This is a genomic window from Roseomonas haemaphysalidis (genome assembly GCF_017355405.1).
GTDB lineage: Bacteria > Pseudomonadota > Alphaproteobacteria > Acetobacterales > Acetobacteraceae > Pseudoroseomonas > Pseudoroseomonas haemaphysalidis.
The window spans coordinates 98,079-117,393 of the sequence record NZ_CP061178.1; the positions used below are offsets into that span (position 1 = coordinate 98,079).

A 19,315-nucleotide genomic window follows, 5' to 3' on the forward strand; every position below is an offset into this window, starting at 1 on the left:
AAGCCCCTGCCTCATTGGGCGTGCAGGTGGCAGGCGGCACGGTGCCCGGGCGCGATCTCGACCAGCGCCGGCGTTTCCACCGCGCAGCGGTCGAAGGCATGCGGGCAGCGGTTGCGCAGGCGGCAGCCGACAGTCATGGCTGCGGCATCCCCCAGCGCGCCGTGCAGCGGCAGCGCGTCGCGCGGCTGCGCCACATGCGGCCGCGGCACCGCCTTGATCAGCGCCACGGTATAGGGGTGCGCCGGCTGCGCGATCACCCGCGCCGTCGGCCCGTCCTCCACCAGCTGGCCGAGATACATCACCAGGGTCCGCTCGCAGACATAGCGCACCAGGGTGAGGTCGTGCGAGATAGCCAGCGTGGTCAGCCCCAGCCGGTCGCGCAGGTCACGCAGCAGGTTCAGGATGCCGGCGCGCACCGAGACGTCGAGCATCGAGACCGGCTCGTCCGCCACCAGGAAGTCCGGCCGCAACACCAGGGCGCGGGCCAGCACGACACGCTGCAACTGGCCACCCGAGAGCTGGTGCGGCATCCGCTCCAGCGTGCGGGCGGCGTCGCCGAGCTGGACGATGCGCATGGCCTCCGCGATGCGCGCCGCGTGCTCCTCGCGCGGCACGCCGGTGTTGGACAGCGGCTCGGCCAGGCTGCGGCCGATGGTGAAGCGGGGGTTCAGCGCGTCGAAGGGGTTCTGGAACACCAGCTGCGCCCGCTGCCGGAAGCGGAGGGTGCCGGCGCGGTCCAGCCGCGCGAGCTGCTCGCCCTTGAAGGCGATCTGCCCTTCGCTCGGCGCCGTCAGCTTCAGCAGCAGCCGGCCGATGGTGGTCTTGCCGCTGCCGGATTCACCGACCAGCCCGACGCTTTCCCCCGCCCGCAGCGTCAGGTCCACGCCATCGACCGCGCGCAGCACCGGCCGCTCGCCGCGCAGTGCCTGCCGTAGGCTGCGCTGCGCCGGGTAGTGCTTGGACAGGCCGAAGGCCTCGACAATGGGCTCGGCCATCATGCGAGGCGCTCCGCGACGCCCTGCCAGGTGGCGGGGCGGCGGGCCTCGGCGCGCAGCGCCGGCGCCTCGGCCACCCGGTGGCAGGCGGCCCAGTGGTCGGCGGCCCAGTGGTCGGCGGCCCAGTGGTCGGCGGCCAGGGTGGTGGGGGGCGGCACCACCGTGCCGCAGGCGGCGACCGCGAAGGGGCAGCGCGGCGCGAAGCGGCAGCCCGGCGGCGGGTCCGACAGCGGCGGCGGCGAACCCTCGATCGGCGCCAGCACCGCCTCGTCGCTTTCCAGGTCCGGAAAGGCGTTCATCAGCCCCATGGTATAGGGGTGGGAGGGGCGCTGCAGCACCGCCTCGGTCGGCCCGTGCTCCACCACCTTGCCGGCATACATCACCGCCACATGGCCGCAGAGATAGGCGACGACGCTGATGTCGTGCGTGACGATGATGGCCGAGAGCCCCATCCGCTCGCTGAGGTCGCGAAAGGTGTCCAGCACCTGCCGCTGCACGATGACGTCGAGCGCCGTCACCGGCTCATCGGCGATCACCAGTTTCGGCCGCAGCGCCAGCGCCAGGGCGATGGCGGCGCGTTGCCGCATGCCGCCGCTGAACTGGTGCGGATAATCCGCCAGCCGGCGCGGATGCAGGCCCACAGCCTCGAACAATTCCGCCGCCCGCGTATCGGCCTCGGCGCGGGACAGGCCGCCGCGCTCGCACAGCACCTCGCGCATCTGGTCGCGCAGGCGATAAACGGGGTCGAGCGCGCTCATCGCCGTCTGCGGCACGAAGGCCAGCTCGCGCCACAGCCGGGCGCGGCGCTCGGCGGCGGTCAGCGCCACCAGGTCCGTGCCGTCCAGCACCACGCTGCCACGGGTGACGCGGGCGCCGGGCGGCAGCACGCCCATCAGCGCGCGGGCGAGCGTGGTCTTGCCGCAGCCGGATTCACCGACCAGCCCCAGCATGGCGCCGCGCGGCACCGTGAGGTCGGCACCGTCCACCGCCATCACCCGTCCGTTGGCATAGGCGACGCCGAGGTCGCGCACCGCGAGCAGGTCGGTCATTGGTCGTCCCTCAGCTTGGGAAAGAGCAGGTCCTCGTAGCCACGGCTGACCAGGAAGCCCGCCAGCACCACCAGCACGATGCAAAGCCCGGCCGGGATGAACCAGGCGTATTGCCCGCGGTCCAGCGCCTGGGAGGCATAGGCATCCTGCAGCATGGTGCCCCAGGAGATCGCGTCGCTGTCCCCGAAGCCAAGGAAGGAGATGCTCGCCTGGGTCAGGATCGCCCAGCCCACCGCGAAGGCGCCGTAGAGCGCCGAGAAGGGCAGCACGCTGGGCGCCACATGCACGAACAGGATGCGCCATTCGTCGGCGCCGGTGACGCGCGCGGCCTCGACGAACTGGCGCTGCGAGAGCGTCAGTACCTGGCTGCGGATGACGCGCGCGGCGTTGGGCCAGAGCATGATGCCGACGGCGAAGACGATGTTCTGCAACTGCGGCCCGAGCAGGGCGGTGACGACGATGACGAAGGGCAGGAAGGGCAGGCCCAGCACGATGTCGGCCGCGCGCATCAGCACCTGGTCCAGCACCCCGCCGAAATAGCCCGACAGCAGCCCCACCACGGTGCCGATGCCCGCGACGGCGATGGCCGCCGAGATACCGACGATCAGCGAAGGCCGCGTGCCCATCACCAGCTGGGAGAAGATGTCGCGCCCCAGGTTGGTGGTGCCCAGCCAGTGCTCGGCGCTGGGCGGCAGCGAGGCGGCGAGGCCGCCCTCGGGGGTGAAGAGGATCTCCATCGGATCATGCGGCGCCAGCCATTCGGCGGAAAGTCCGACCGCGATGAAGACGATGTAGATGCTGACGCCGATCAGCGCATAGGGGTCGCGCAGCAGGTGGTGCAGGAAGCCCGCCAGCGGGCCGCGCCGCACCGGCGTGGCGAGCGAGGCGGCGCTCATGCGCCACGCTCATGCGCGACGCGGGGGTCGAGCAGCCCGTAGGCCAGATCCGCCAGGAAGTTCATCAGCACCAGCACGAAGGCGATGAGCAGGAAGGCGCATTGCGCCAGCGGGTAGTCGCTGTTGGCAATGGCATCGGCCAGCAGCCGCCCGAGGCCGGGCCAGGAAAAGACGTTCTCCACCACCACATTGCCGCCGACCGACTGGCCGAAGCCGAGCGCGAAGGCGGTGACCAGCGGCAGCAGCGCGTTGCGGGCCGCGTGGCGCAGCATGATGGAGCGTTCCGACAGCCCCTTCATCCGCGCCATGGTGACGAACTCCTCGCGCATCACCTCCAGCATCGACGAGCGCATCAGCAGCGCCGGCAGGCCCTGGAGGTAGATGGCCAGCGTCAGTGCCGGCAGCGCGAGATGGCTGAGGTAATCGAGCGAAAACACGCGGTGCCATTCCGAGGCGTAGTTGGCGCCGGCCGAGTTGGCGCCGCCCGAGGGCAGCCAGCCGAGACCGAAGGCGAAGATCGCCAGCATCACCATGCCCAGCCAGAACTCCGGCGCGGCACGGGTGGTCAGCACCAGCGGCACCGAGATCGCCTCGAACACCCCACCACGCTTCCAGGCCATCAGCGCGCCCAGCAGCGTGCCGAAGATATAGGCGATGATCAGCGAGGTCATGGTCAGCAGCAGCGTGTTCGGCAGCACCTCCAGCACCAGCCCCAGCACCGGCTGGCGCTGGCGGAAGGACAGGCCGAACTCGCCGCGCAGCAGGTTGCCGAGATAGACCAGGTATTGCTGCGGCAGCGGCAGGTCGAGCCCGAACTGCGCGCGGATCGCCTGCTGCTGCTCCAGCGTGAAGGTGGGGTCGATGAAGGCGGCCGTCGGGTCCCCCGGCATCAGGCGGAACATCAGGAAGACGATGGTGGCGACCGCCCACAGCACGAAGACCATGTGCAGCAGGCGCTTGATCACATAGGGCACGAGGTCAGCCTTCCGCCGTCGTCTCCTTCACGCCCTCCGGGTAGTGCAGCTTGCCGCGCACCAGCTGGTAGCCCGCTTCCTCCAGCAGCTTCTTCGCCGCCGTCATGTCAGGCTTGATGTCGTCGATGCCAGGCTTGTTCCAATACGGCAGGGCGGAGGAGACGAAGGAATTGGCGGGCGCCGCGAAGCCGTTCCAGGCGGCGGTGACCATCAGCTGGCGGTTGATCGCCATCGACAGCGCCTGGCGGAAGCGAATGTCGTTGAAGGGCGGCCGGCGGATGTTGGGGGCGGCGAAGCGGAAGCCCATGTCGGTGGTGGACACCACTTCGACATTCGGGTTCGCCTTCGCCAGGTCGGCCAGGAGCTTCGGGTCGCCGCGATAATCGGACAGGAAGTTGATTTCGCCGCGCGGCAGCATGCCGAGTGCGGCACCGGTGTTGGTGATGACCCGCATGATCCAGCGGTCCATCCTCGGCCGCTCCCAGTGCGCGGCATTCGCTTCCAGCACGATCTCCTCGCCCAGCTTGAAGCGCGACACCTTGAAGGGGCCGGAGCCGATCGGCCGTTCCTCCTGCACCGTCTCGGCGTTCTGCGGCTTGCCTTCCAGCCCGGCCAGGATCGGCTGCCAGACATGCTTCGGCGTCAGGTTGATCTTGGCGAGCGTGGAGGTCGCGAAGGCAGCGCTCGGCGTGTTCAGCACGAAGCGCACGGTGCGGTCGTCGGTGGCCTTCACGGACGCGATGTTGGCCACGAATGGCTTGTACATCGGCGACTTGTCGGTGGTTGCCGGCGCCTCGAAGGAGAACACCACGTCGTCCACCGTCACCGGCTTGCCGTCGTGCCAGGTCTGGCCGGCGCGCAGCTTCACGTCGATGGTGACGGGGTCGACCTGCGTCATGCTCTCCGCCGCCCAGGGCTGCGGCAGGCCGTCGGGGCCCACGCGCATCAGCCGGTCCCAAATCAACTCGGTCACCCAGCTGTCGATCGCGCCGGAAATGTAGAGCGGGTTGAGCGCGATCAGCGATTCGGCAGCGTTGCAGATCATGTCACGCTTGTCGCCCGCAGGCTCGGCACGCAGAAAGGTCCAGAAGCAGCGGATGCCGATGCCACTCTGCTCGACGATGCTTTCCGGCTTCCAGACGTTCTTGTCGTAGGCAAGGACGTTTTTGGGATAGACCAGAAACAGGTAGGGCTGGTCGCGGTTGATCATGTCCTGCGCCTGATACATCAGGGCACGGCGCTTCTCGGGGTCGGGCTCGGCGCGCTGCGCCTCGGCCAGCTTCTGGAACTCGGGGTTGTCGTAGCCGACGAAGTTATAGCCCGTGGCGATCGTGCTCGGGTTGTACAAGTTGTAGGCGAATTCGTCCGGGTCGCTGCGCTCGGGGCGGCCGATCATCCGCCACATCGTCATGTCCCACTTGGTGCGGTTGTTCCACACCACGTCGGAAAGCTGCGGCCGCGGCAAGCCCTTCACGTCGACGTCGAGGCCGAGCTGCCGCCAGGCGGCGGCGATCAGCTGGGCAGCCTGGAATTCCTGCGGATCGCTGGCCTGCGCCGCGCAGAGCAGGGATATGCGGCGGATCTTGTCGCCGGGCGTGGCCGCAATGGCGAGGCCGGCGGGCAACAGGGGCACGAGGGCGAGGGCGGAGCCGGCGAGCAGGGCGCGGCGCGAGAGGGTGGCTGCGGGCATGGCGGCATCCTCCAAAAAATCGGCGCGATCTCGCGCCATCGATTGGAAGCCTAAACCGTCGGTTCAGCAGCACTCAACCGATAACAGAAGATTTCGCTCAAAAAACATGCGAGGCAGGTTCATTAGCTGTAAAGTTGTAGTCTGAACGGGCATGATGCCTACCAATCAGGCTTTAAACATCAAAACTGAGTTGACGAGGCCCGGGGTTTGTCGAAACACTGGTTCGAACAGCGTAACGCAGTCAACCTGGAGCATGAGTATGCCGATCAGTGACCTGGAGCGACGCTTCCTGGACCGCATCAGCCTGGACGTGCCTTGGGCGCTCGTCGAGACCTTCTCCACCATGCCGCGGTGGATGCCCGAGGATGTGAATGCGGCGGCCGACGTGATCGGTGCCCGCCTCACCGCGCTCGGCATACCGTTTGAAATGCACCAGCCGGAAATCTGCCTGTCCGTGCCGTTGTCCGCATCCGTCAGCGCCGGCGGCAGGAGCTTCCGTGCCAAGCCGCCGTCATCGGCCCTGCCGGTGCCCGAGGGGCGCACGGCGCCACTGGTCCGGCTGCAAGCCAATCCCAAGGCATTGCGCAGCTACAACCGGGACATCAGCACGCTGTTCGGCGGCAGCATCACGTCGGTCGAGGATGTGCGCGCGCTGGTGGGTGGCAAGATCGTGGTTATGCAGGGCTTCGGCAACCCGGCGCTGACTTCGCTGATCGAGGAGTGGGGAGGCGTCGGCCTTATCGCCGTCAATCCGGGAATCGATATCCATTGGGGCACCTGCACCACGATCTGGGGCAGCCCTGACCTGGCCGACCTGCCACGCAAGCCGAAGATCCCCGTCGTCGCCGTCAATAATCCCGACGGCCAGGTCCTGATGGCAATGGCCGAGGCGGGCGGCGAGGCGACGATCCGCACCGACATGCTGGAGGGCTGGTTCCCGCAGAAGATACCGGTCGTCACCATCCCCGGCAGTGTCGAGCCGGAGAAGTTCGCTTTGCTGCATGGCCATTACGACAGCTGGGACGTCGGCGTCGGCGACAATGCCACGGGAGACGCGACGATGCTGGAGATCGCGCGCGTCTTGTGGGAAGGCCGGGCCGAGCTGCGCCGCTCCGTCAAGATTGCCTGGTGGCCCGGACACTCGACAGGGCGCTACGCCGGTTCCACGTGGTTCGCTGATCGCTTCGCGCAGGATCTGGACGAGCATTGCGTGGCGCAGATCAATTGCGACAGCCCCGGCTGCCGCTGGGCCACCAGCTACCACGACACCCGCGCATTCACGGAAAGTGCCGCCATTGCCACTCAGGCGATCCTGGACATCGTGCCCGGCGCGGATGTCAAGACGTTGCGGCCGCCGCAGGCCGGCGACTACTCGTTCAACAACATCGGGCTGCCCAGCTTCTTCATGTTGTCCTCCACCATGCCGGAGCATCTGAGGCTGGAGAAGAACTACTACGATGTCTCAGGCTGTGGCGCCAACATCGCCTGGCACACCGAGAATGACACCATCGAGATCGCGGATCGCGATGTGCTGATGACGGACATGCGGATCTATCTGCTGTCCGTGCTGCGTGTGGCAACGCCTGACATATTGCCGTTCGACTGGCTGGCGACCTGCGACGAGTTTCTCGAAACCATCGCCAGCTACGAAGCGGCTTCCGGCGGCATGGCCGACCTGAGCGCGGCGCGCACCGTTACTCTTGCGCTGCATGGCGCTTTGTCGCGCCTGTCGGAAGCTGCGCCCGCGCCCCGCAATGCCGCGCTGCTCCGGCTGGCACGATTGCTGGTGCCCGTGAACACCACGCGCGAGCCGCGCTTTCGGCACGATCCCGCCTATACCGTGCCGCCGCTGCCGACGCTGGCCATCGCTGCTGAACTGCCGCGCCTGCCAGAAGCATTGCGTCGCGCCGGACAAGTTGAATTGCTGCGCGGAATGAACCGCTACGTCGCGAGCATACGGGCGGCTCTGCATGTGGCAGAAGCGGCACTCAAATGATGGGAGAGGGTCCCGCTTGCGCCATGGATGCCCAAAGAGCGCCAAGGCGCTGATGATCAACGAGTTGTCAAGCGGCATCGAAAGATATGTGCAAATCGTAACGAGCATAGAGGGGTGGGCTTGTTTATAAGACCTTAGGTCGTGGTGCGACAATTCACAGAGAGCGCCATGAACAAGCCCATCAGCTATGCTGCCGCCGCCGAACTCGTCGAGGCCTATGCGAAAGGCGAGTATGGCTCGCTTAAATCAGCCTTATCCGTTCTGGCGGCCGGGCTGAGATGGAAAGAGCAGTATGACGGCGATGACGAGGAGCCAGCTCTCATCGCCGATGCTTATGCGCTCGTCTTCCCGATGCACAAGCTGACGTTCCGGCAGCTCGCCTCGACCATGCGGGCGCTTTCCTCCAGCCCTTGAAGCGCAGCTGGGTCGTTCAGATGTTGGCGGCCCGTGATCGACGGTCGCATGGACGTTGGCGCATCGCACCGTTGTCCCTTCCTCGGCGGGCTCCCGTGCCCGTCAAGGATGCGCGATCAGGATGCCGAGGCGGTGCTAAAGGCCAGGCTTGCGCGGCAACCATCCCTCACCCCCGGGCGGCCGTTGGAGCATGGGACGCTCGTGAATCTCGCCTAGCGCCGCATAGAAGGGGCCGCCCAGGCGCGCCACAGGGCGCATAGCGATGCTGTCGACCCGCGAGCCATCGAAGATTTCATGGGCCAGATGAAAGGCCACGACCTCGCCGATATACAGGGTGTTCACCCCACGCCCCAGCGGCACCATCTGATCAAGCCGGCATTCCATGTGCACCGGAGAGGCCGCAAGGCGTGGGGGGCGCACGTGGCGGCTTGGCAGCAGCGATAGCCCCAGCGCCTCGGCCTCGCTGATCTCGGGCGGGAATTCCTGTGCGGAAGCGTGCATCGCCTCCATCGACGCCTCTGTCGCCACGTTGACCACGAATTCGCCGTTCGCGCGCAGGTTCCTCGCCGTATCCTTGACGGCGCCGTCGCCGGCCCGGGCGGCGATGTTGATGGCCAGCATCGGCGGGCTGGTCGCGACGTAGTTGTAGGAGCTGAAGGGCGCGACGTTCACCCGCCCCGCCTCGTCCACCGTGGTGATCCAGGCGATCGGGCGCGGCACGACGCAGCCGACGATCAGGCGATAGGCGGCCGCCGTGTCCAGCCCTTCCCCATCGACGAAGGCGAAGCCGTCGGATGCGTCGGTCATATCGCGGCCCCCCTGCGCTCAGCGAATTCATGTTCGAGAAGCGGAATGGTGCCGCCGGCCCGCCAGATCTGTACCATGCGCGGCGAGAAGGGCCGCGCCTGCAGCACCACCCCCGCCGCGTTGCGGATCACGCCCGTGGCCGGGTCGGCCTCGATCACGTCGCCGTCCTCCACCGCGTCTGCGATGCCGGGGCAGGTCATGATGGGCAGCCCGACGTTCAGGGCCCGGCGGATGATGCCGGACTCGCAGGATTCCACGATCACCGTAGCGATGCCGGAGGCTTTCATCGCCACGCTGACCTCGACATGGTTGTGGTGGCCGAAGTTGCGTCCGCCCACCACGATGTCGCCCGGTCGTACCTCCACCGGAAATTCGGGGCGCAGGCTGCGGAAGCACATGGCGCGCAGCGCGTCTTCGTCGAAGGCCTTACCGAAACCCTCACGGACGATCGAGAACTCGATGATGCCGTCGTCTCCGCTGATGTTGTCACCGAACTTCCAGACGCGGCCTCGCCGTTTGGTGTCGCTCATGGTGCGGCCCCCCCGGCGGGCGCTTTTAGCAGGCTGCGCGGGTCCACAATCCGGCCCGTGACCGCCGCGGCGGCGACGGCGGAGGCGCCGGCCAGGAACACCTCCGCCAGCCGGCTGCCGTTGCGGCCCTGGTAGTTGAACTGCTGGGTCGAGATCAGAACCTCATGGTCGTTCAACTGGCCCTGGTAGCCCCAGCAGGTGGTGCAGCCTGGCGCCAGCACCGTGGCGCCGGCATCGGAAAATATTTCCAGCAGCCCCTCGCGCGCGGCGGCGGAATAGATCTCGCGGCTGCCGGGGGTGATGTAGAGCGTGACGTGCCGTGCCACTTGGCGGCCGCGCAGCACGGCGGCGGCGGCGCGCATGTCGTCCAGCCGGTTGCCGGAGCAGGAACCGATGGTCGCCTGGTCGATCCGTCGGCCACTGACCTTCTCCACCGGCACGCCGCCATGCAGGTCCGGCGGGCGGGTGACCATCGGGGACAGGGTGGCGAGGTCGTAGGTTGCTTCCAGCACGTAGGAGGCGTCCGGGTCCGCCTCCATGATCTGCCAGGGCCGCCCTGCGGCGCGGCTTTCGACATAGGCGCGCGCTACGCCATCCACCGGCATCACGCCGGTATAGGCGCCGCTGTGGAACAACGAGGCCAGGATGGTTTGCCGGTCGTCCAGCGACAGCCCGGCGATGGCGGGGCCGGTGAATTCCACGCAGCAGCCGAGCAGCCGGTCCGTGGCGCCGAAGTCGCGGATGATGGTCTGGATCAGATCGCGTGCGCCGACGCCTTCCGGCATTGCGCCGGTCAGGGTGATGCGTGCGGAGGGCGGCACAGAAAGCCAGTTCTGGTCCTCGATCAGCGACACCACCACTTCCGTCGAGATCGGGATGTTCAGCGCGCCGACGGCGCCGAGGCTGGCGATGTTGCCTTCGTCGGAAAAGATCAGCAGGCCCGGGCGCGCGAAGCCGCGCTCCATCATCACCTGATGCCGCAGGCCGCTGCCGGGGCCGAAGAAGTTCTCGATTCCCTGGGCCTCGCACCAGTCGCGCAGCGAGCGGTGCGTCTGGTAGTGGTGCGACCCCATGGCGGCGGAGGTGGAATGGTCGATCACCATCACCGCCTTGTCGGGGCGCGGGATGCGCTCCACACCAATGCGCTGCAGGTTGCGCAGGTGGCCCGGCCAGAACAACTCCTGACACACGGTGTAGTCGGCCGAGACGGTGACGTATTCGCCCACCTCCACGGCCTCGCGCCCCAGCGCGCGGGCGATGATCTTCTGCGCGATGGTCTGGCCTGGCATGGCGCGGCCCCCTTTCTCAGTTCGCCTGCGTGCCGGCGGCGCGCGACACCTCGGCCCAGCGGGAGATTTCCTGCCGGATGCGGCTCATCAACGCTTCCGGCGTGCTGGGCGCGGCGGAAGCGCCCTGGGAAGCGAAGATGCGCTGCACCTCGGCATCCTTCAGCGTATCGGTGATGGCACCGCGCAGCAGGTTCAGGCGGTCTGCCGGGACGGCGGCGGGGGCCAGCACGCAGTACCAATTCTCCAGCTCCAGGTCCCGGACCCCGGCTTCCGCCAGGGTCGGCACGTCCGGCAGCGCGGGCAGCCGGGCCCCGGTGGTCACCGCCAGGGCGCGCAGGTCGCCGGACTGGATGAAAGGCAGCAGGGCAGGGGCCTCGCCGATCATCATCTGGATCTGCCCGGCCACCAGGTCGGTGGTGGCGGGGGCGGCGCCGCGGTAGGGCACGTGCACCATGTCGATGCCGGTGCGCAGGCGCAGCAGCTCTCCCGCCAGGTGCGGGCCGGTGCCGTTGCCGCCGGAGCCGAAGGACAGGCCACCAGGCTTGCTCTTGGCCAGCGCCACCAGCTCGGCCACCGTGCGGGCGGGCACCCTGGCGTTGATGGCCAGGATCTCCGGCACCGCCGCCATCATGGTCAGGGGCGCGAAGTCCTTGAGCGGGTCGTAGGGCATCTGCGGCATGAGGCTGAGTGCGCCGGCCAGCGAGCCGGTGCCGCCGACGCCCACCGTGTAGCCATCGGGCGGCGCTTTCGCGACAGCCTCGAGCCCCAGCACGCCGCCGGCGCCGGGGCGGCTGTCGACGATCACGGGCTGGCCCAGGCGTTCGGTCACGCCGCGGCCAACGGCGCGGCTGAAGGCATCCGACGGGCCGCCGGGCGCATACGGCAGCACCCAGCGGATCGGTCTTGCGGGAAAGCGCTCGCCCTGCGCAAGGGCGGGGCGCGCCAGGCCGATGGCGAGCAGCCCAAGGCCCGCGAATTCTCTGCGACGCATAACTATTTCCTCCCGCCACGGCCTGTTTCCCAGGCTCAAGCGGTCGGAGCGAAGCATGCGGATCGGATATGATCAATAGACTAATTGAATGACCTATAAGCCATGTCGCCTGGGTGCGATGGTCAGCGGGCCGGTGCGTGCTCCGCCAGGAAGGCACCCACGGCAGCGTTGAAGGCGTCCGGTGCCTCGATCCCAGGCAGGTGGCCCGCCTGGGGAATCTCCAGGAAACGGCTGTCCGGGATCACCTCCGCCAGGGCGCGCATGGAGGTGGGCATCGCACCGTCCTCCGCACCGGCGAGCAGCAGCACCGGCTGCCGCAACCCCGGAAGGGCGTCGCGGAAGCCATAGTTCTGCAAGGCGGTCGCGCAAGCCACGAAGCCTTCCAGCGGCGTGCTGGCAATCATCGCCCGCAGCCGTGCCAGTGCGGGGTGGCCCTGGCGGGAGCGGGCGGTGAACCAGCGGGCCACCGTCATCTCGGCCACCGCCTCCATGCCATTCGCCCGGGCGAAGTCGATCCGCTCCTGCCAGCTGGCCGCGCCACCCGGCGCGGTGCCGGCCTGGCCGTCAGAGGCGACCACCGCGGAAACCAGCGCGGGCTCCCGGGAAGCGAGCAGCATCGCGGTGGCAGCACCCATCGAGACGCCGATGAACGCCGCCTGCGTGGCGCCCACATGCCGCATCAGCGCCGCCGCGTCGGCTGCCAGTTCATCGAGGTGAGTGGCGGCCGCGGGCACTTCGGTGCCGCCATGGCCGCGCTGGTCGTAGCGCAGGATGCGGTAGCGGTTCCCAAAGGCAGCCACCTGATCATCCCACACCGTCAGGTCGGTGAGCAGCGAGTTGCTGAACACCAGCCACGGCGCCCCCTCGGGTCCATCCAGCCGGATGCGGAACCGCAAGCCGCGAAGCTGCACCGTTTCGGTCTTAGTCCCCATGCCACCCGCTCCCGTGCTGTTTGTGGGCAAGGTGGACGAGGCGTTGCAGGAAGTCAAAAGGCCAGTTTATTGACTTAATGGCCACTGGACGACATGCTGTTGGTAAGGCCACCGGCGGGCAAACCAGGGCGGCCATGACCAAAGGGGAACGCCGTGCCGATCACCTATGAGCGGATAAAGGATCTCACGGCACAGCTCTATGCCTGGTCGCTCCGCAAAGTGCCGGACGACACGCTGGAGGCATTGCGGCGGGCGCGCGAAACGGAAAGCAATCCGGTCGCGCAAAAGACGCTGGGCATCCTGCTGCGCAGCGCCGAGATGGCGGAAACGCAGGACCGGCTGGTCTGTTCCGATTCCGGCGTGCCGACCTTCACCATCGGGATCGGCACCGCCACGCGGCTGGAAGGCAACATCAAGCAGGCGGTCTCGGATGGCTTCGACGCGCTGATCGCCACCTCCAGCCCGCCGCTGCTGAAGCATGTCACCAACCCGCTGACCAACGAGCGTGGCTACCGCGGCAAGGAAATGCCGCTGGTCACCTGGGACCTGCTGGACGGCGCCGACTACGTGGACATCACCTGCCAGCCCAAGGCGCTGGGTTCCGGCCGCTGGGCGGCGATGGAGATCTTCACCTTCCCGACGCTGGAGCAGATCGAAGGCTACGTGATGAACTGCGTGCTGAAGGCGGGCTCGCAGCATTGCCCGCCGGTCAACATCGGCGTCGGCATCGGCGGTTCCTTCGACTACTGCGCCAAGCTCGCGGCGCGGGCGACGCTGCGGCAATACGGCACGCCCAACCCGGACCCGACGCTCGCCGCCATGGAGGCGCGCCTGCTGAAGGCGGTGAACGCTACGGGCTTCGGGCCGATGGGCACGGGCGGCGACACCACGGCGCTGGGCGTGCACATCGAATACGCCGCCGGCCATGGCTTCACGCCTGTCGCCGTCGCCTTCAATTGCTGGATCAACCGCCGCACGCGCGCGCGCCTGTACGACGACGGGCGTGTGGAGCGGCTGGAATAGGAGGGACGACGATGGAGGAGATCCGACGGCTGCGGATGCCGCTGTCGCAAGAGGACGCGCTCTCGCTCCAGGCGGGTGAGATGGTGCTGCTGGACGGCGAGATCGTCATCACCGCCGGCCTGCCGACGCATCACCGCCTGGTGGAATGTGCGGCCGGCACGCGAGAGGCGCCGCGCGACCTGCGCGGTGTCGGGCTGTTCCACCTTGGCAGCTATTCCGAGGAAACCGAGGCCGGTGGCTTCGACGTGCTTTACATGAACCCGACCACCAGCACCCGCTTCAACGCGCTGATGCCCGGGCTGATCCGGCATTTCGGCCTGCGCGCGGTGGGCGGCAAGGGCGGGCTGGATGCCGCCTGCGTGGCGGCGATGCGCGAGGTGGGCTGCGTTTACCTGTCCTTCGTCGGCGGCGGCGCGCCGCTGCTGTCGGATGCCATCCGCGAGGTGGTTTCGGTGCACTGGAACGACCTGGTATCCCACTACCGCCTCGTGACGCTGCGGGTGGAAGGGCTGGGGCCGCTCACTGTCGGCATCGATGCGCATGGCCACAGCCTTTACGGCGACCTCAACGCGGCCGCCGAGGCGCGGCTGCCTTCCATCATGGCCGAACTGGCGCGCGAGCGCGCCATCGCGGGAGACCCGGCGTGACCCAGGATACCCTCCTTCTCCTCGCCCCCCTGCCCAAGGACCTGCACGACGCGCTGGCGGCGGAATACACGCTGGTGGAACGGGCCGACGCCGCCGCGTCTCAGGCACGCATCGCCGTCACCACCGGCATGGCGGGCGCCGACGCCGCGACCATGGAGGCACTGCCGGCGCTGAAGCTGATCGCATCGCAGGGCGTCGGGCTCGACCGGATCGACCTGGCCGCCGCGGCGCGGCGCGGCATCGCCGTCTGCCACACGCCGGACGAACTGACGGAGGACGTGGCTGACTTCGCCATCGGCCTGATGTACGCCGCCGCCCGGCGCATCGTGGAAGCCGACCGCTTTGTGCGCTCCGGGCGCTGGAGCCACGAACGCATGGGACTCGGCATCGGCCTGTCCGGCAAGACGCTGGGCGTGGTCGGCATGGGCAAGATCGGCCGCGCCGTGGCGCGCCGCGCCGCCGGGCTCGGCATGGCGGTGGCCTGGACCGGGCCGAACCCGAAGCCGGAGCTGCCCTGGACCTTTGTGCCGGAGCTGACCGAACTGGCGGGGGCGGCCGACGTGCTGGTGCTGGTGGCGCCGGGCGGCGCCGCGACGCGGCACATGGTGGATGCCGCGGTGCTGGCCGCGCTCGGGCCGCGCGGCATTCTGGTCAATGTCGCGCGCGGCTCGGTGGTGGACGAGGCGGCGCTGCTGGCGGCGCTGGAAGGGCGGAGCATCGCCGGCGCCGGTCTCGACGTCTTCGCCAGCGAGCCCGACCTGGACCCGCGCTTCCTGCCGCTGGAAAACGTGGTGCTGGCGCCGCACTACGCCTCGCTGACCGCCGAAACGCGGCGGGGCATCATCGGCAGGCTGCTTTCCGATATCGGGCATTTCCGTGCCGGCCGGCCGTTCTTCAACGCCGCAGGGTAGCGTGAACCGGCAGGGCTATGGGAAAGAGCGCTATGGACCCGACCAATCCCACCACCCTGCGCCCTGCCGGGCTTCCCGGCGCGAAGGTCGACCTGAACCGCAGCGCCGTGTCGCGCTACATTCAGCTGGCAACCCTGTTCCGCCGCCGGATCGAGCAAGGCACCTGGAAGCCGGGCCAGCAGATCCCGACGGTCGATGAGCTGGCGGCCGAATGCGGCGTGGCGCGGGCGACGATCCGCCAGGCACTCGGGCAGCTGCAGCAGGACGGGCTGATCGACCGCTTCCGCGCCAAGGGCACCTTCGTGCGGCAGAATGCCGGGCCGCCGATCTGGTACACGGTGGAAACCGACTGGACCGGCCTGCTGCGCTCACGCGAAGGCGCCGAGATCGAGATCCTAAGCGACACAGGTGGCCTGGCGGGTAGCGCGATCCCGGAAAGCATCGGCCAGCCGGCGCCGTTCTACCGCCACATCCGCCGCCGCCACTGGCGCGACGGCCGGCCCTTTCTCTTGGCCGACGTGTATCTGGACGAGCGGCTCTACGCCCAGGTGAGCCAGGAGGATCTGCGGAGCAAGACCGCGCTGCGCCTGGTGGCGGGGCTGGAGGGCATGAAGGTGGTGGATGCGCGGCAGACGCTGACCATCGGCACCGCCGATGTCGAGACGGCGGCCGCGTTGCAGGTGCCGCTGAATGCGCCGGTCGCCCTGGTGCACCGCGCCGCGGTGGGCGCCGACGGCGTGCTGGCGCTGGTGGCCGACGGCATCTACCGCGGCGACACCGTGCGGATCGATATCAAGCTGCGCTGAACCCGGGGCAGGGGCTGGACGCGATGTCCCACGGCGTATAAAGGTTATACAAATAACCTAATGGTTTTTGGGGGAACGCCGCCTGATGACAGCCGATCCACGCCCGATGCTGCACTGGTCGCCGCGCTCGCCCTTTGTCCGCAAGGTGATGGTGGCGGCGCATGAGCTGGGACTGACGGACCGGCTGGCGCTGACCCGCACCGTGGTGCGCATGGGCCAGCCCAACGCGGCGCTGTTGCCGGACAATCCGCTCAGCAAGATCCCCACCCTGGTGCTGCCGGATGGCACGGCGATCCATGATTCGCTGGTTATCTGCGATTATTTGGATGCCGAGGCGGGCGGCGGGCGGCTGGTGCCGGCGGCGGGGCCGGCACGCTGGGCGGCGCTGACCCGCCATGCGCTGGGTAACGGGTGGCTCGACCTGCTGATCCTGTGGCGCAACGAGCGCGACAAGCCGGACGCCGCGCGGACCGCGGAGTGGCTGGACAGCTTCGCGGCGAAGACGGACGCGACCCTGGCGCGGCTGGAGCGGGACGCGGCGGGCTGGCCCGCCGGGCGCTGCGACATCGGTGACATCGCGGTGGGATGCGCGCTCTGCTACCTCGACTTCCGCTTCGCCGACCTCGGCTGGCGGGACGGCCGCCCGGCGCTGGCCGCGTGGCATGACGGCATCGCGGCGCGGCCCTCCTTCCGGGCGACGGAGGCGGTCGATGACTGAGCCGCGCACCGGCCCGCTGTCGCATGTGCGGGTGCTGGACCTCAGCCGCATCATGGCGGCGCCCTGGGCCACGCAGATCCTGGCCGACCTTGGCGCCGACGTCATCAAGGTGGAGCGGCCGGGGGTGGGCGACGATACCCGCGCCTGGGGTCCGCCCTTCCTGAAGGATGCCGAGGGCAACGCCACGAAGGAGGCCGGCTACTTCCTTTCCGTCAACCGCGGCAAGCGCTCCGTCACAGTGGACATGGCCCAGCCCGAAGGGCAGGCGATCCTCCACGAGATCGCGAAGACCGCCGACATCGTGCTGGAGAACTTCAAGGCCGGCTCGCTGGCCAGGTACCGGCTGGACGCGGCCTCGCTGCGTGCGGTCAACCCGCGGCTGATCTACTGCTCCGTCACCGGCTTCGGCCAGAACGGGCCGCGCGCCGACCAGGCGGCCTATGACTTCGCCATCCAGGCGATGGGCGGGCTGATGAGCGTGACGGGCGAGCGCGACGACATGCCCGGCGGCGGCCCGCAGAAGGTGGGCGTGCCGATCGTGGATTTGATGACCGGCATGTATGCCGCCGTCAGCGTGCTGGCGGCACTGGCCCAGCGCAACGAGAGCGGCGAGGGCGAGACCATCGACCTCGCGATGCTCGACGTGCAATCCGCCTTTCTGGCCAACCAGGCGATGAACTGGCTGGTGTCCGGCCGCACGCCCAGGCGCGGCGGCAACCGCCACCCCAACATCCAGCCGCAGGACGTCTTCGCCTGCGCCGACGGATACCTGGTGCTGGCGGTCGGCAATGACGGGCAGTTCGTGAAGTTGTGCGAGGCGCTGGGGCGGCCGGACTGGGCGGCCGACCCGCGCTTCGCCAGGAACCCCGACCGCGTCAGAAACAACCCGGAGCTGACGCCGCTGCTGACCGCCCGCTTCGCGGAGCTGGACCGGGCGACCCTTTCGGCGAAGCTGGATGCCGCGGGCGTGCCCTGCGCGCCGATCAATGACATCCCGCAGGTGTTCGACGACCCGCAGGTGAAGCACCGGCAGATGCTGCGGCACCTGCCGCACCCGCAGGCCGGCACCGTGCCGCAGGTGGTCAGCCCGATGCGCTTCGAGACGCATCCGCTGCGCTTCGACCGCGCGCCGCCCCTGCTCGGCCAGCACACGCAGGAGGTGCTGGAGGAGCTGGGCATCGCGCCCGCGGAGCGCGAGGCGCTGGCCGCGCGCGGCATCATCTGACCATGGCACAGGAGAGGTCCATGCCCCGCATTCCCTTGCCCTCGCCCGAGGAAATGACGCCGGAACAGCGGCGCGTGCATGACAGTGTCGTCGCCGGGCCGCGCGGCCAGGTGATCGGCCCGCTGCGCGCCGTGATCCACAGCCCGGAGCTGGCGGCGCGCTGGTCGGCACTGGGCGAGTTCCTGCGCTTCGGCACCTGCCTGCCGAAGCGGTTGAACGAGCTGGCCATCATCGTCACCGGCCGCCGCTGGACCGCCCAGATCGAATGGTGGGTGCATGCGCGCGCGGCCGCCGAGGCCGGGCTGCCGGCCGATGCCATCGCCGCCATCCGCGAGGGGCAGGCGCCCACCTTTGCCGACCCCGCCGATGCCGAGGTCTATGAGTTCGCCCGGCAGTTGCAGCAGTCCGGCACGGTGGAGGATGCTGCCTACGGCGCCGTTGTCGCCCGCTGGGGTGCGCGGGGTGCCGTCGAGCTGGCCGGGGTGATCGGCTACTACACCATGGTGTCGATGACGCTGAACGTGCACGGCATCCCGCTGCCGGACGGCGTCGAGAGCCCGCTGCGGCCACTGGCGGCCGAGGGGCTGACGCCGCTGCCCCCGGCGCGCCAGTCGGTGGGAGCAGCCGAATGAGCATCGCCGGACTGGAAGGGCTGCAGCGCTTTCTTGTCACGCTGGACGGTCATGTCGCGACCGTTTCCATGAACGCGCCGCCGGTCAACGCGCAGGACCGCGTGTTCCGCGAAGAGTTGCCCCGGGTGTTCGACGTGCTGGGCGACACGCCGGACGTCCGCGCCATCGTGCTGACGGGCGAGGGCCGCGCCTTTTCCGCCGGCGCCGACCTGCGGGAGCGGCCGAACCTGGCCGGCGAGCCCGGCGCCTATCCGCGCCACAACCGGCTGATGCGCGGGGCCTTCGACGCCATCATGGAATGCGGCAAGCCGGTGATCGCCGCCGTGAACGGTCCGGCGATCGGCGCGGGCTGCGTTATCGCGTTGTGCTGCGACATCGTGCTGGTGGCCGAGGAGGCCTTCTTCGCGATGACGGAGGTGGATGTGGGCCTGGCCGGCGGCGTGCGGCACATCCTGCGCTTCTTCAGCCAGTCCGACGCCCGGCTGATGATCTATACGGCGCGGCGCATTCCGGGGCCGGAGCTGCTGCGGATGAACGTCGCCTCCGCCTGCCTGCCGAAAGCGGCGCTGCTGGCCGAGGCGCAGGCGATTGCCGCGCAGATCGCGGCGAAGAGCCCGCTCGCCGTGCAGGCTGCCAAGCGATCCTTCTTCCTGACGGAGGAGATGAGCCTGCACGACGGCTACCGCTACGAGCAGACGCAGACCGCCGCCCTGTCCACGACCGAGGATACCAGGGAAGCGCAGCGCGCCTTTATCGAAAAGCGTCCAGCCATCTTCAAGGGGCGTTGAGG

Annotated in this window: 20 protein-coding genes; 10 read left to right on the forward strand and 10 right to left on the reverse strand. The window is 68.8% G+C overall.

Translation table 11 applies throughout. The features are described from left to right. Nucleotides 1–11: 11 nt before the first annotated feature. From IAI59_RS18130 to IAI59_RS18150, 5 genes are read right to left on the reverse strand one after another with little or no spacing between them, the layout of a single operon-like run. Nucleotides 12–998 (reverse strand): oligopeptide/dipeptide ABC transporter ATP-binding protein, encoded by a 987-nt coding sequence (locus tag IAI59_RS18130; RefSeq protein ID WP_207415785.1) that lies wholly within the window; start codon nucleotides 996–998, stop codon nucleotides 12–14. After that, complete coding sequence (locus IAI59_RS18135; protein ID WP_207415786.1) at nucleotides 995–2,044, reverse strand: ABC transporter ATP-binding protein; 1,050 nt, start codon at nucleotides 2,042–2,044, stop codon at nucleotides 995–997. Before IAI59_RS18135 ends, IAI59_RS18130 begins: the two co-directional genes overlap by 4 nt. Continuing rightward, the gene (locus IAI59_RS18140) at nucleotides 2,041–2,940 is read right to left on the reverse strand and encodes an ABC transporter permease (protein ID WP_207415787.1); all 900 of its coding nucleotides are present in this window, start codon (nucleotides 2,938–2,940) and stop codon (nucleotides 2,041–2,043) included. The genes IAI59_RS18135 and IAI59_RS18140 overlap by 4 nt, the downstream gene beginning before the upstream one ends. Next, nucleotides 2,937–3,914 carry an ABC transporter permease gene (locus IAI59_RS18145; protein WP_207415788.1) on the reverse strand — a complete coding sequence of 326 codons (978 nt, stop codon included), beginning with the start codon at nucleotides 3,912–3,914 and terminating at the stop codon, nucleotides 2,937–2,939. The genes IAI59_RS18140 and IAI59_RS18145 overlap by 4 nt, the downstream gene beginning before the upstream one ends. Nucleotides 3,915–3,918: 4 nt before the next feature. Continuing rightward, on the reverse strand, nucleotides 3,919–5,604 hold the full coding sequence (locus tag IAI59_RS18150; protein WP_207415789.1) for an ABC transporter substrate-binding protein: 1,686 nt from the start codon (nucleotides 5,602–5,604) through the stop codon (nucleotides 3,919–3,921). A gap of 259 nt (nucleotides 5,605–5,863) precedes the next feature. Here IAI59_RS18150 and IAI59_RS18155 point away from each other — a divergent pair, with 259 nt between their 5' ends. Continuing rightward, a complete protein-coding gene (locus IAI59_RS18155; protein WP_207415790.1) occupies nucleotides 5,864–7,600 on the forward strand; it encodes a M28 family metallopeptidase in 1,737 nt (578 codons plus the stop codon). A gap of 168 nt (nucleotides 7,601–7,768) precedes the next feature. Next, entirely contained in the window at nucleotides 7,769–8,014 is a 246-nt protein-coding gene (locus IAI59_RS18160; protein ID WP_207415791.1) for a hypothetical protein, read from the forward strand. A 135-nt stretch (nucleotides 8,015–8,149) separates the two neighbouring features. Here the strand turns inward: IAI59_RS18160 and IAI59_RS18165 are convergent, their stop codons facing one another. The 5 genes from IAI59_RS18165 to IAI59_RS18185 all read right to left on the reverse strand — a co-directional run bounded on the left by IAI59_RS18165 (nucleotide 8,150) and on the right by IAI59_RS18185 (nucleotide 12,563). Further along, on the reverse strand, nucleotides 8,150–8,821 hold the full coding sequence (locus tag IAI59_RS18165; RefSeq protein WP_207415792.1) for a flavin reductase family protein: 672 nt from the start codon (nucleotides 8,819–8,821) through the stop codon (nucleotides 8,150–8,152). Then, a complete protein-coding gene (locus IAI59_RS18170) occupies nucleotides 8,818–9,351 on the reverse strand; it encodes a 3-isopropylmalate dehydratase small subunit (protein WP_207415793.1) in 534 nt (177 codons plus the stop codon). The genes IAI59_RS18165 and IAI59_RS18170 overlap by 4 nt, the downstream gene beginning before the upstream one ends. Continuing rightward, entirely contained in the window at nucleotides 9,348–10,640 is a 1,293-nt protein-coding gene (locus IAI59_RS18175) for a 3-isopropylmalate dehydratase large subunit (RefSeq protein ID WP_207415794.1), read from the reverse strand. The genes IAI59_RS18170 and IAI59_RS18175 overlap by 4 nt, the downstream gene beginning before the upstream one ends. A 16-nt stretch (nucleotides 10,641–10,656) precedes the next feature. Next, a complete protein-coding gene (locus IAI59_RS18180; protein ID WP_207415795.1) occupies nucleotides 10,657–11,631 on the reverse strand; it encodes a Bug family tripartite tricarboxylate transporter substrate binding protein in 975 nt (324 codons plus the stop codon). Between the two features lie 122 nt (nucleotides 11,632–11,753). Continuing rightward, nucleotides 11,754–12,563, reverse strand: coding sequence for an alpha/beta fold hydrolase (locus IAI59_RS18185; protein ID WP_207415796.1), 810 nt, complete (start codon nucleotides 12,561–12,563; stop codon nucleotides 11,754–11,756). A 153-nt stretch (nucleotides 12,564–12,716) separates the two neighbouring features. Here IAI59_RS18185 and IAI59_RS18190 point away from each other — a divergent pair, with 153 nt between their 5' ends. The 8 genes from IAI59_RS18190 to IAI59_RS18225 all read left to right on the forward strand — a co-directional run bounded on the left by IAI59_RS18190 (nucleotide 12,717) and on the right by IAI59_RS18225 (nucleotide 19,313). Then, a complete protein-coding gene (locus tag IAI59_RS18190) occupies nucleotides 12,717–13,586 on the forward strand; it encodes a fumarate hydratase (protein ID WP_207415797.1) in 870 nt (289 codons plus the stop codon). Between the two features lie 11 nt (nucleotides 13,587–13,597). Continuing rightward, on the forward strand, nucleotides 13,598–14,233 hold the full coding sequence (locus IAI59_RS18195) for a fumarate hydratase C-terminal domain-containing protein (RefSeq protein ID WP_207415798.1): 636 nt from the start codon (nucleotides 13,598–13,600) through the stop codon (nucleotides 14,231–14,233). Next, entirely contained in the window at nucleotides 14,230–15,144 is a 915-nt protein-coding gene (locus IAI59_RS18200) for a 2-hydroxyacid dehydrogenase (RefSeq protein WP_207415799.1), read from the forward strand. The genes IAI59_RS18195 and IAI59_RS18200 overlap by 4 nt, the downstream gene beginning before the upstream one ends. A 32-nt stretch (nucleotides 15,145–15,176) precedes the next feature. Further along, complete coding sequence (locus IAI59_RS18205) at nucleotides 15,177–15,950, forward strand: GntR family transcriptional regulator (RefSeq protein ID WP_207415800.1); 774 nt, start codon at nucleotides 15,177–15,179, stop codon at nucleotides 15,948–15,950. Between the two features lie 85 nt (nucleotides 15,951–16,035). Next, a complete protein-coding gene (locus tag IAI59_RS18210; protein WP_237180486.1) occupies nucleotides 16,036–16,668 on the forward strand; it encodes a glutathione S-transferase family protein in 633 nt (210 codons plus the stop codon). Further along, nucleotides 16,661–17,893, forward strand: coding sequence for a CaiB/BaiF CoA transferase family protein (locus IAI59_RS18215; RefSeq protein WP_207415801.1), 1,233 nt, complete (start codon nucleotides 16,661–16,663; stop codon nucleotides 17,891–17,893). The genes IAI59_RS18210 and IAI59_RS18215 overlap by 8 nt, the downstream gene beginning before the upstream one ends. Before the next feature lie 20 nt (nucleotides 17,894–17,913). Continuing rightward, nucleotides 17,914–18,525 carry a carboxymuconolactone decarboxylase family protein gene (locus IAI59_RS18220; RefSeq protein ID WP_207415802.1) on the forward strand — a complete coding sequence of 204 codons (612 nt, stop codon included), beginning with the start codon at nucleotides 17,914–17,916 and terminating at the stop codon, nucleotides 18,523–18,525. After that, entirely contained in the window at nucleotides 18,522–19,313 is a 792-nt protein-coding gene (locus tag IAI59_RS18225) for an enoyl-CoA hydratase/isomerase family protein (protein WP_207415803.1), read from the forward strand. The genes IAI59_RS18220 and IAI59_RS18225 overlap by 4 nt, the downstream gene beginning before the upstream one ends. Nucleotides 19,314–19,315: the final 2 nt, after the last annotated feature.

What these genes read in the sequence shown, in the direction of transcription:
- IAI59_RS18130 (WP_207415785.1), bottom strand. Translation starts at nt 998, where the DNA reads ATGATGGCCGAGCCCATTGTCGAGGCCTTCGGCCTGTCCAAGCACTAC.
- IAI59_RS18135 (WP_207415786.1), bottom strand. Translation starts at nt 2,044, where the DNA reads ATGACCGACCTGCTCGCGGTGCGCGACCTCGGCGTCGCCTATGCCAAC.
- IAI59_RS18140 (WP_207415787.1), bottom strand. Translation starts at nt 2,940, where the DNA reads ATGAGCGCCGCCTCGCTCGCCACGCCGGTGCGGCGCGGCCCGCTGGCG.
- IAI59_RS18150 (WP_207415789.1), bottom strand. Translation starts at nt 5,604, where the DNA reads ATGCCCGCAGCCACCCTCTCGCGCCGCGCCCTGCTCGCCGGCTCCGCC.
- IAI59_RS18155 (WP_207415790.1), top strand. Translation starts at nt 5,864, where the DNA reads ATGCCGATCAGTGACCTGGAGCGACGCTTCCTGGACCGCATCAGCCTG.
- IAI59_RS18160 (WP_207415791.1), top strand. Translation starts at nt 7,769, where the DNA reads ATGAACAAGCCCATCAGCTATGCTGCCGCCGCCGAACTCGTCGAGGCC.
- IAI59_RS18165 (WP_207415792.1), bottom strand. Translation starts at nt 8,821, where the DNA reads ATGACCGACGCATCCGACGGCTTCGCCTTCGTCGATGGGGAAGGGCTG.
- IAI59_RS18170 (WP_207415793.1), bottom strand. Translation starts at nt 9,351, where the DNA reads ATGAGCGACACCAAACGGCGAGGCCGCGTCTGGAAGTTCGGTGACAAC.
- IAI59_RS18175 (WP_207415794.1), bottom strand. Translation starts at nt 10,640, where the DNA reads ATGCCAGGCCAGACCATCGCGCAGAAGATCATCGCCCGCGCGCTGGGG.
- IAI59_RS18180 (WP_207415795.1), bottom strand. Translation starts at nt 11,631, where the DNA reads ATGCGTCGCAGAGAATTCGCGGGCCTTGGGCTGCTCGCCATCGGCCTG.
- IAI59_RS18185 (WP_207415796.1), bottom strand. Translation starts at nt 12,563, where the DNA reads ATGGGGACTAAGACCGAAACGGTGCAGCTTCGCGGCTTGCGGTTCCGC.
- IAI59_RS18195 (WP_207415798.1), top strand. Translation starts at nt 13,598, where the DNA reads ATGGAGGAGATCCGACGGCTGCGGATGCCGCTGTCGCAAGAGGACGCG.
- IAI59_RS18205 (WP_207415800.1), top strand. Translation starts at nt 15,177, where the DNA reads ATGGACCCGACCAATCCCACCACCCTGCGCCCTGCCGGGCTTCCCGGC.
- IAI59_RS18210 (WP_237180486.1), top strand. Translation starts at nt 16,036, where the DNA reads ATGACAGCCGATCCACGCCCGATGCTGCACTGGTCGCCGCGCTCGCCC.
- IAI59_RS18215 (WP_207415801.1), top strand. Translation starts at nt 16,661, where the DNA reads ATGACTGAGCCGCGCACCGGCCCGCTGTCGCATGTGCGGGTGCTGGAC.
- IAI59_RS18220 (WP_207415802.1), top strand. Translation starts at nt 17,914, where the DNA reads ATGCCCCGCATTCCCTTGCCCTCGCCCGAGGAAATGACGCCGGAACAG.
- IAI59_RS18225 (WP_207415803.1), top strand. Translation starts at nt 18,522, where the DNA reads ATGAGCATCGCCGGACTGGAAGGGCTGCAGCGCTTTCTTGTCACGCTG.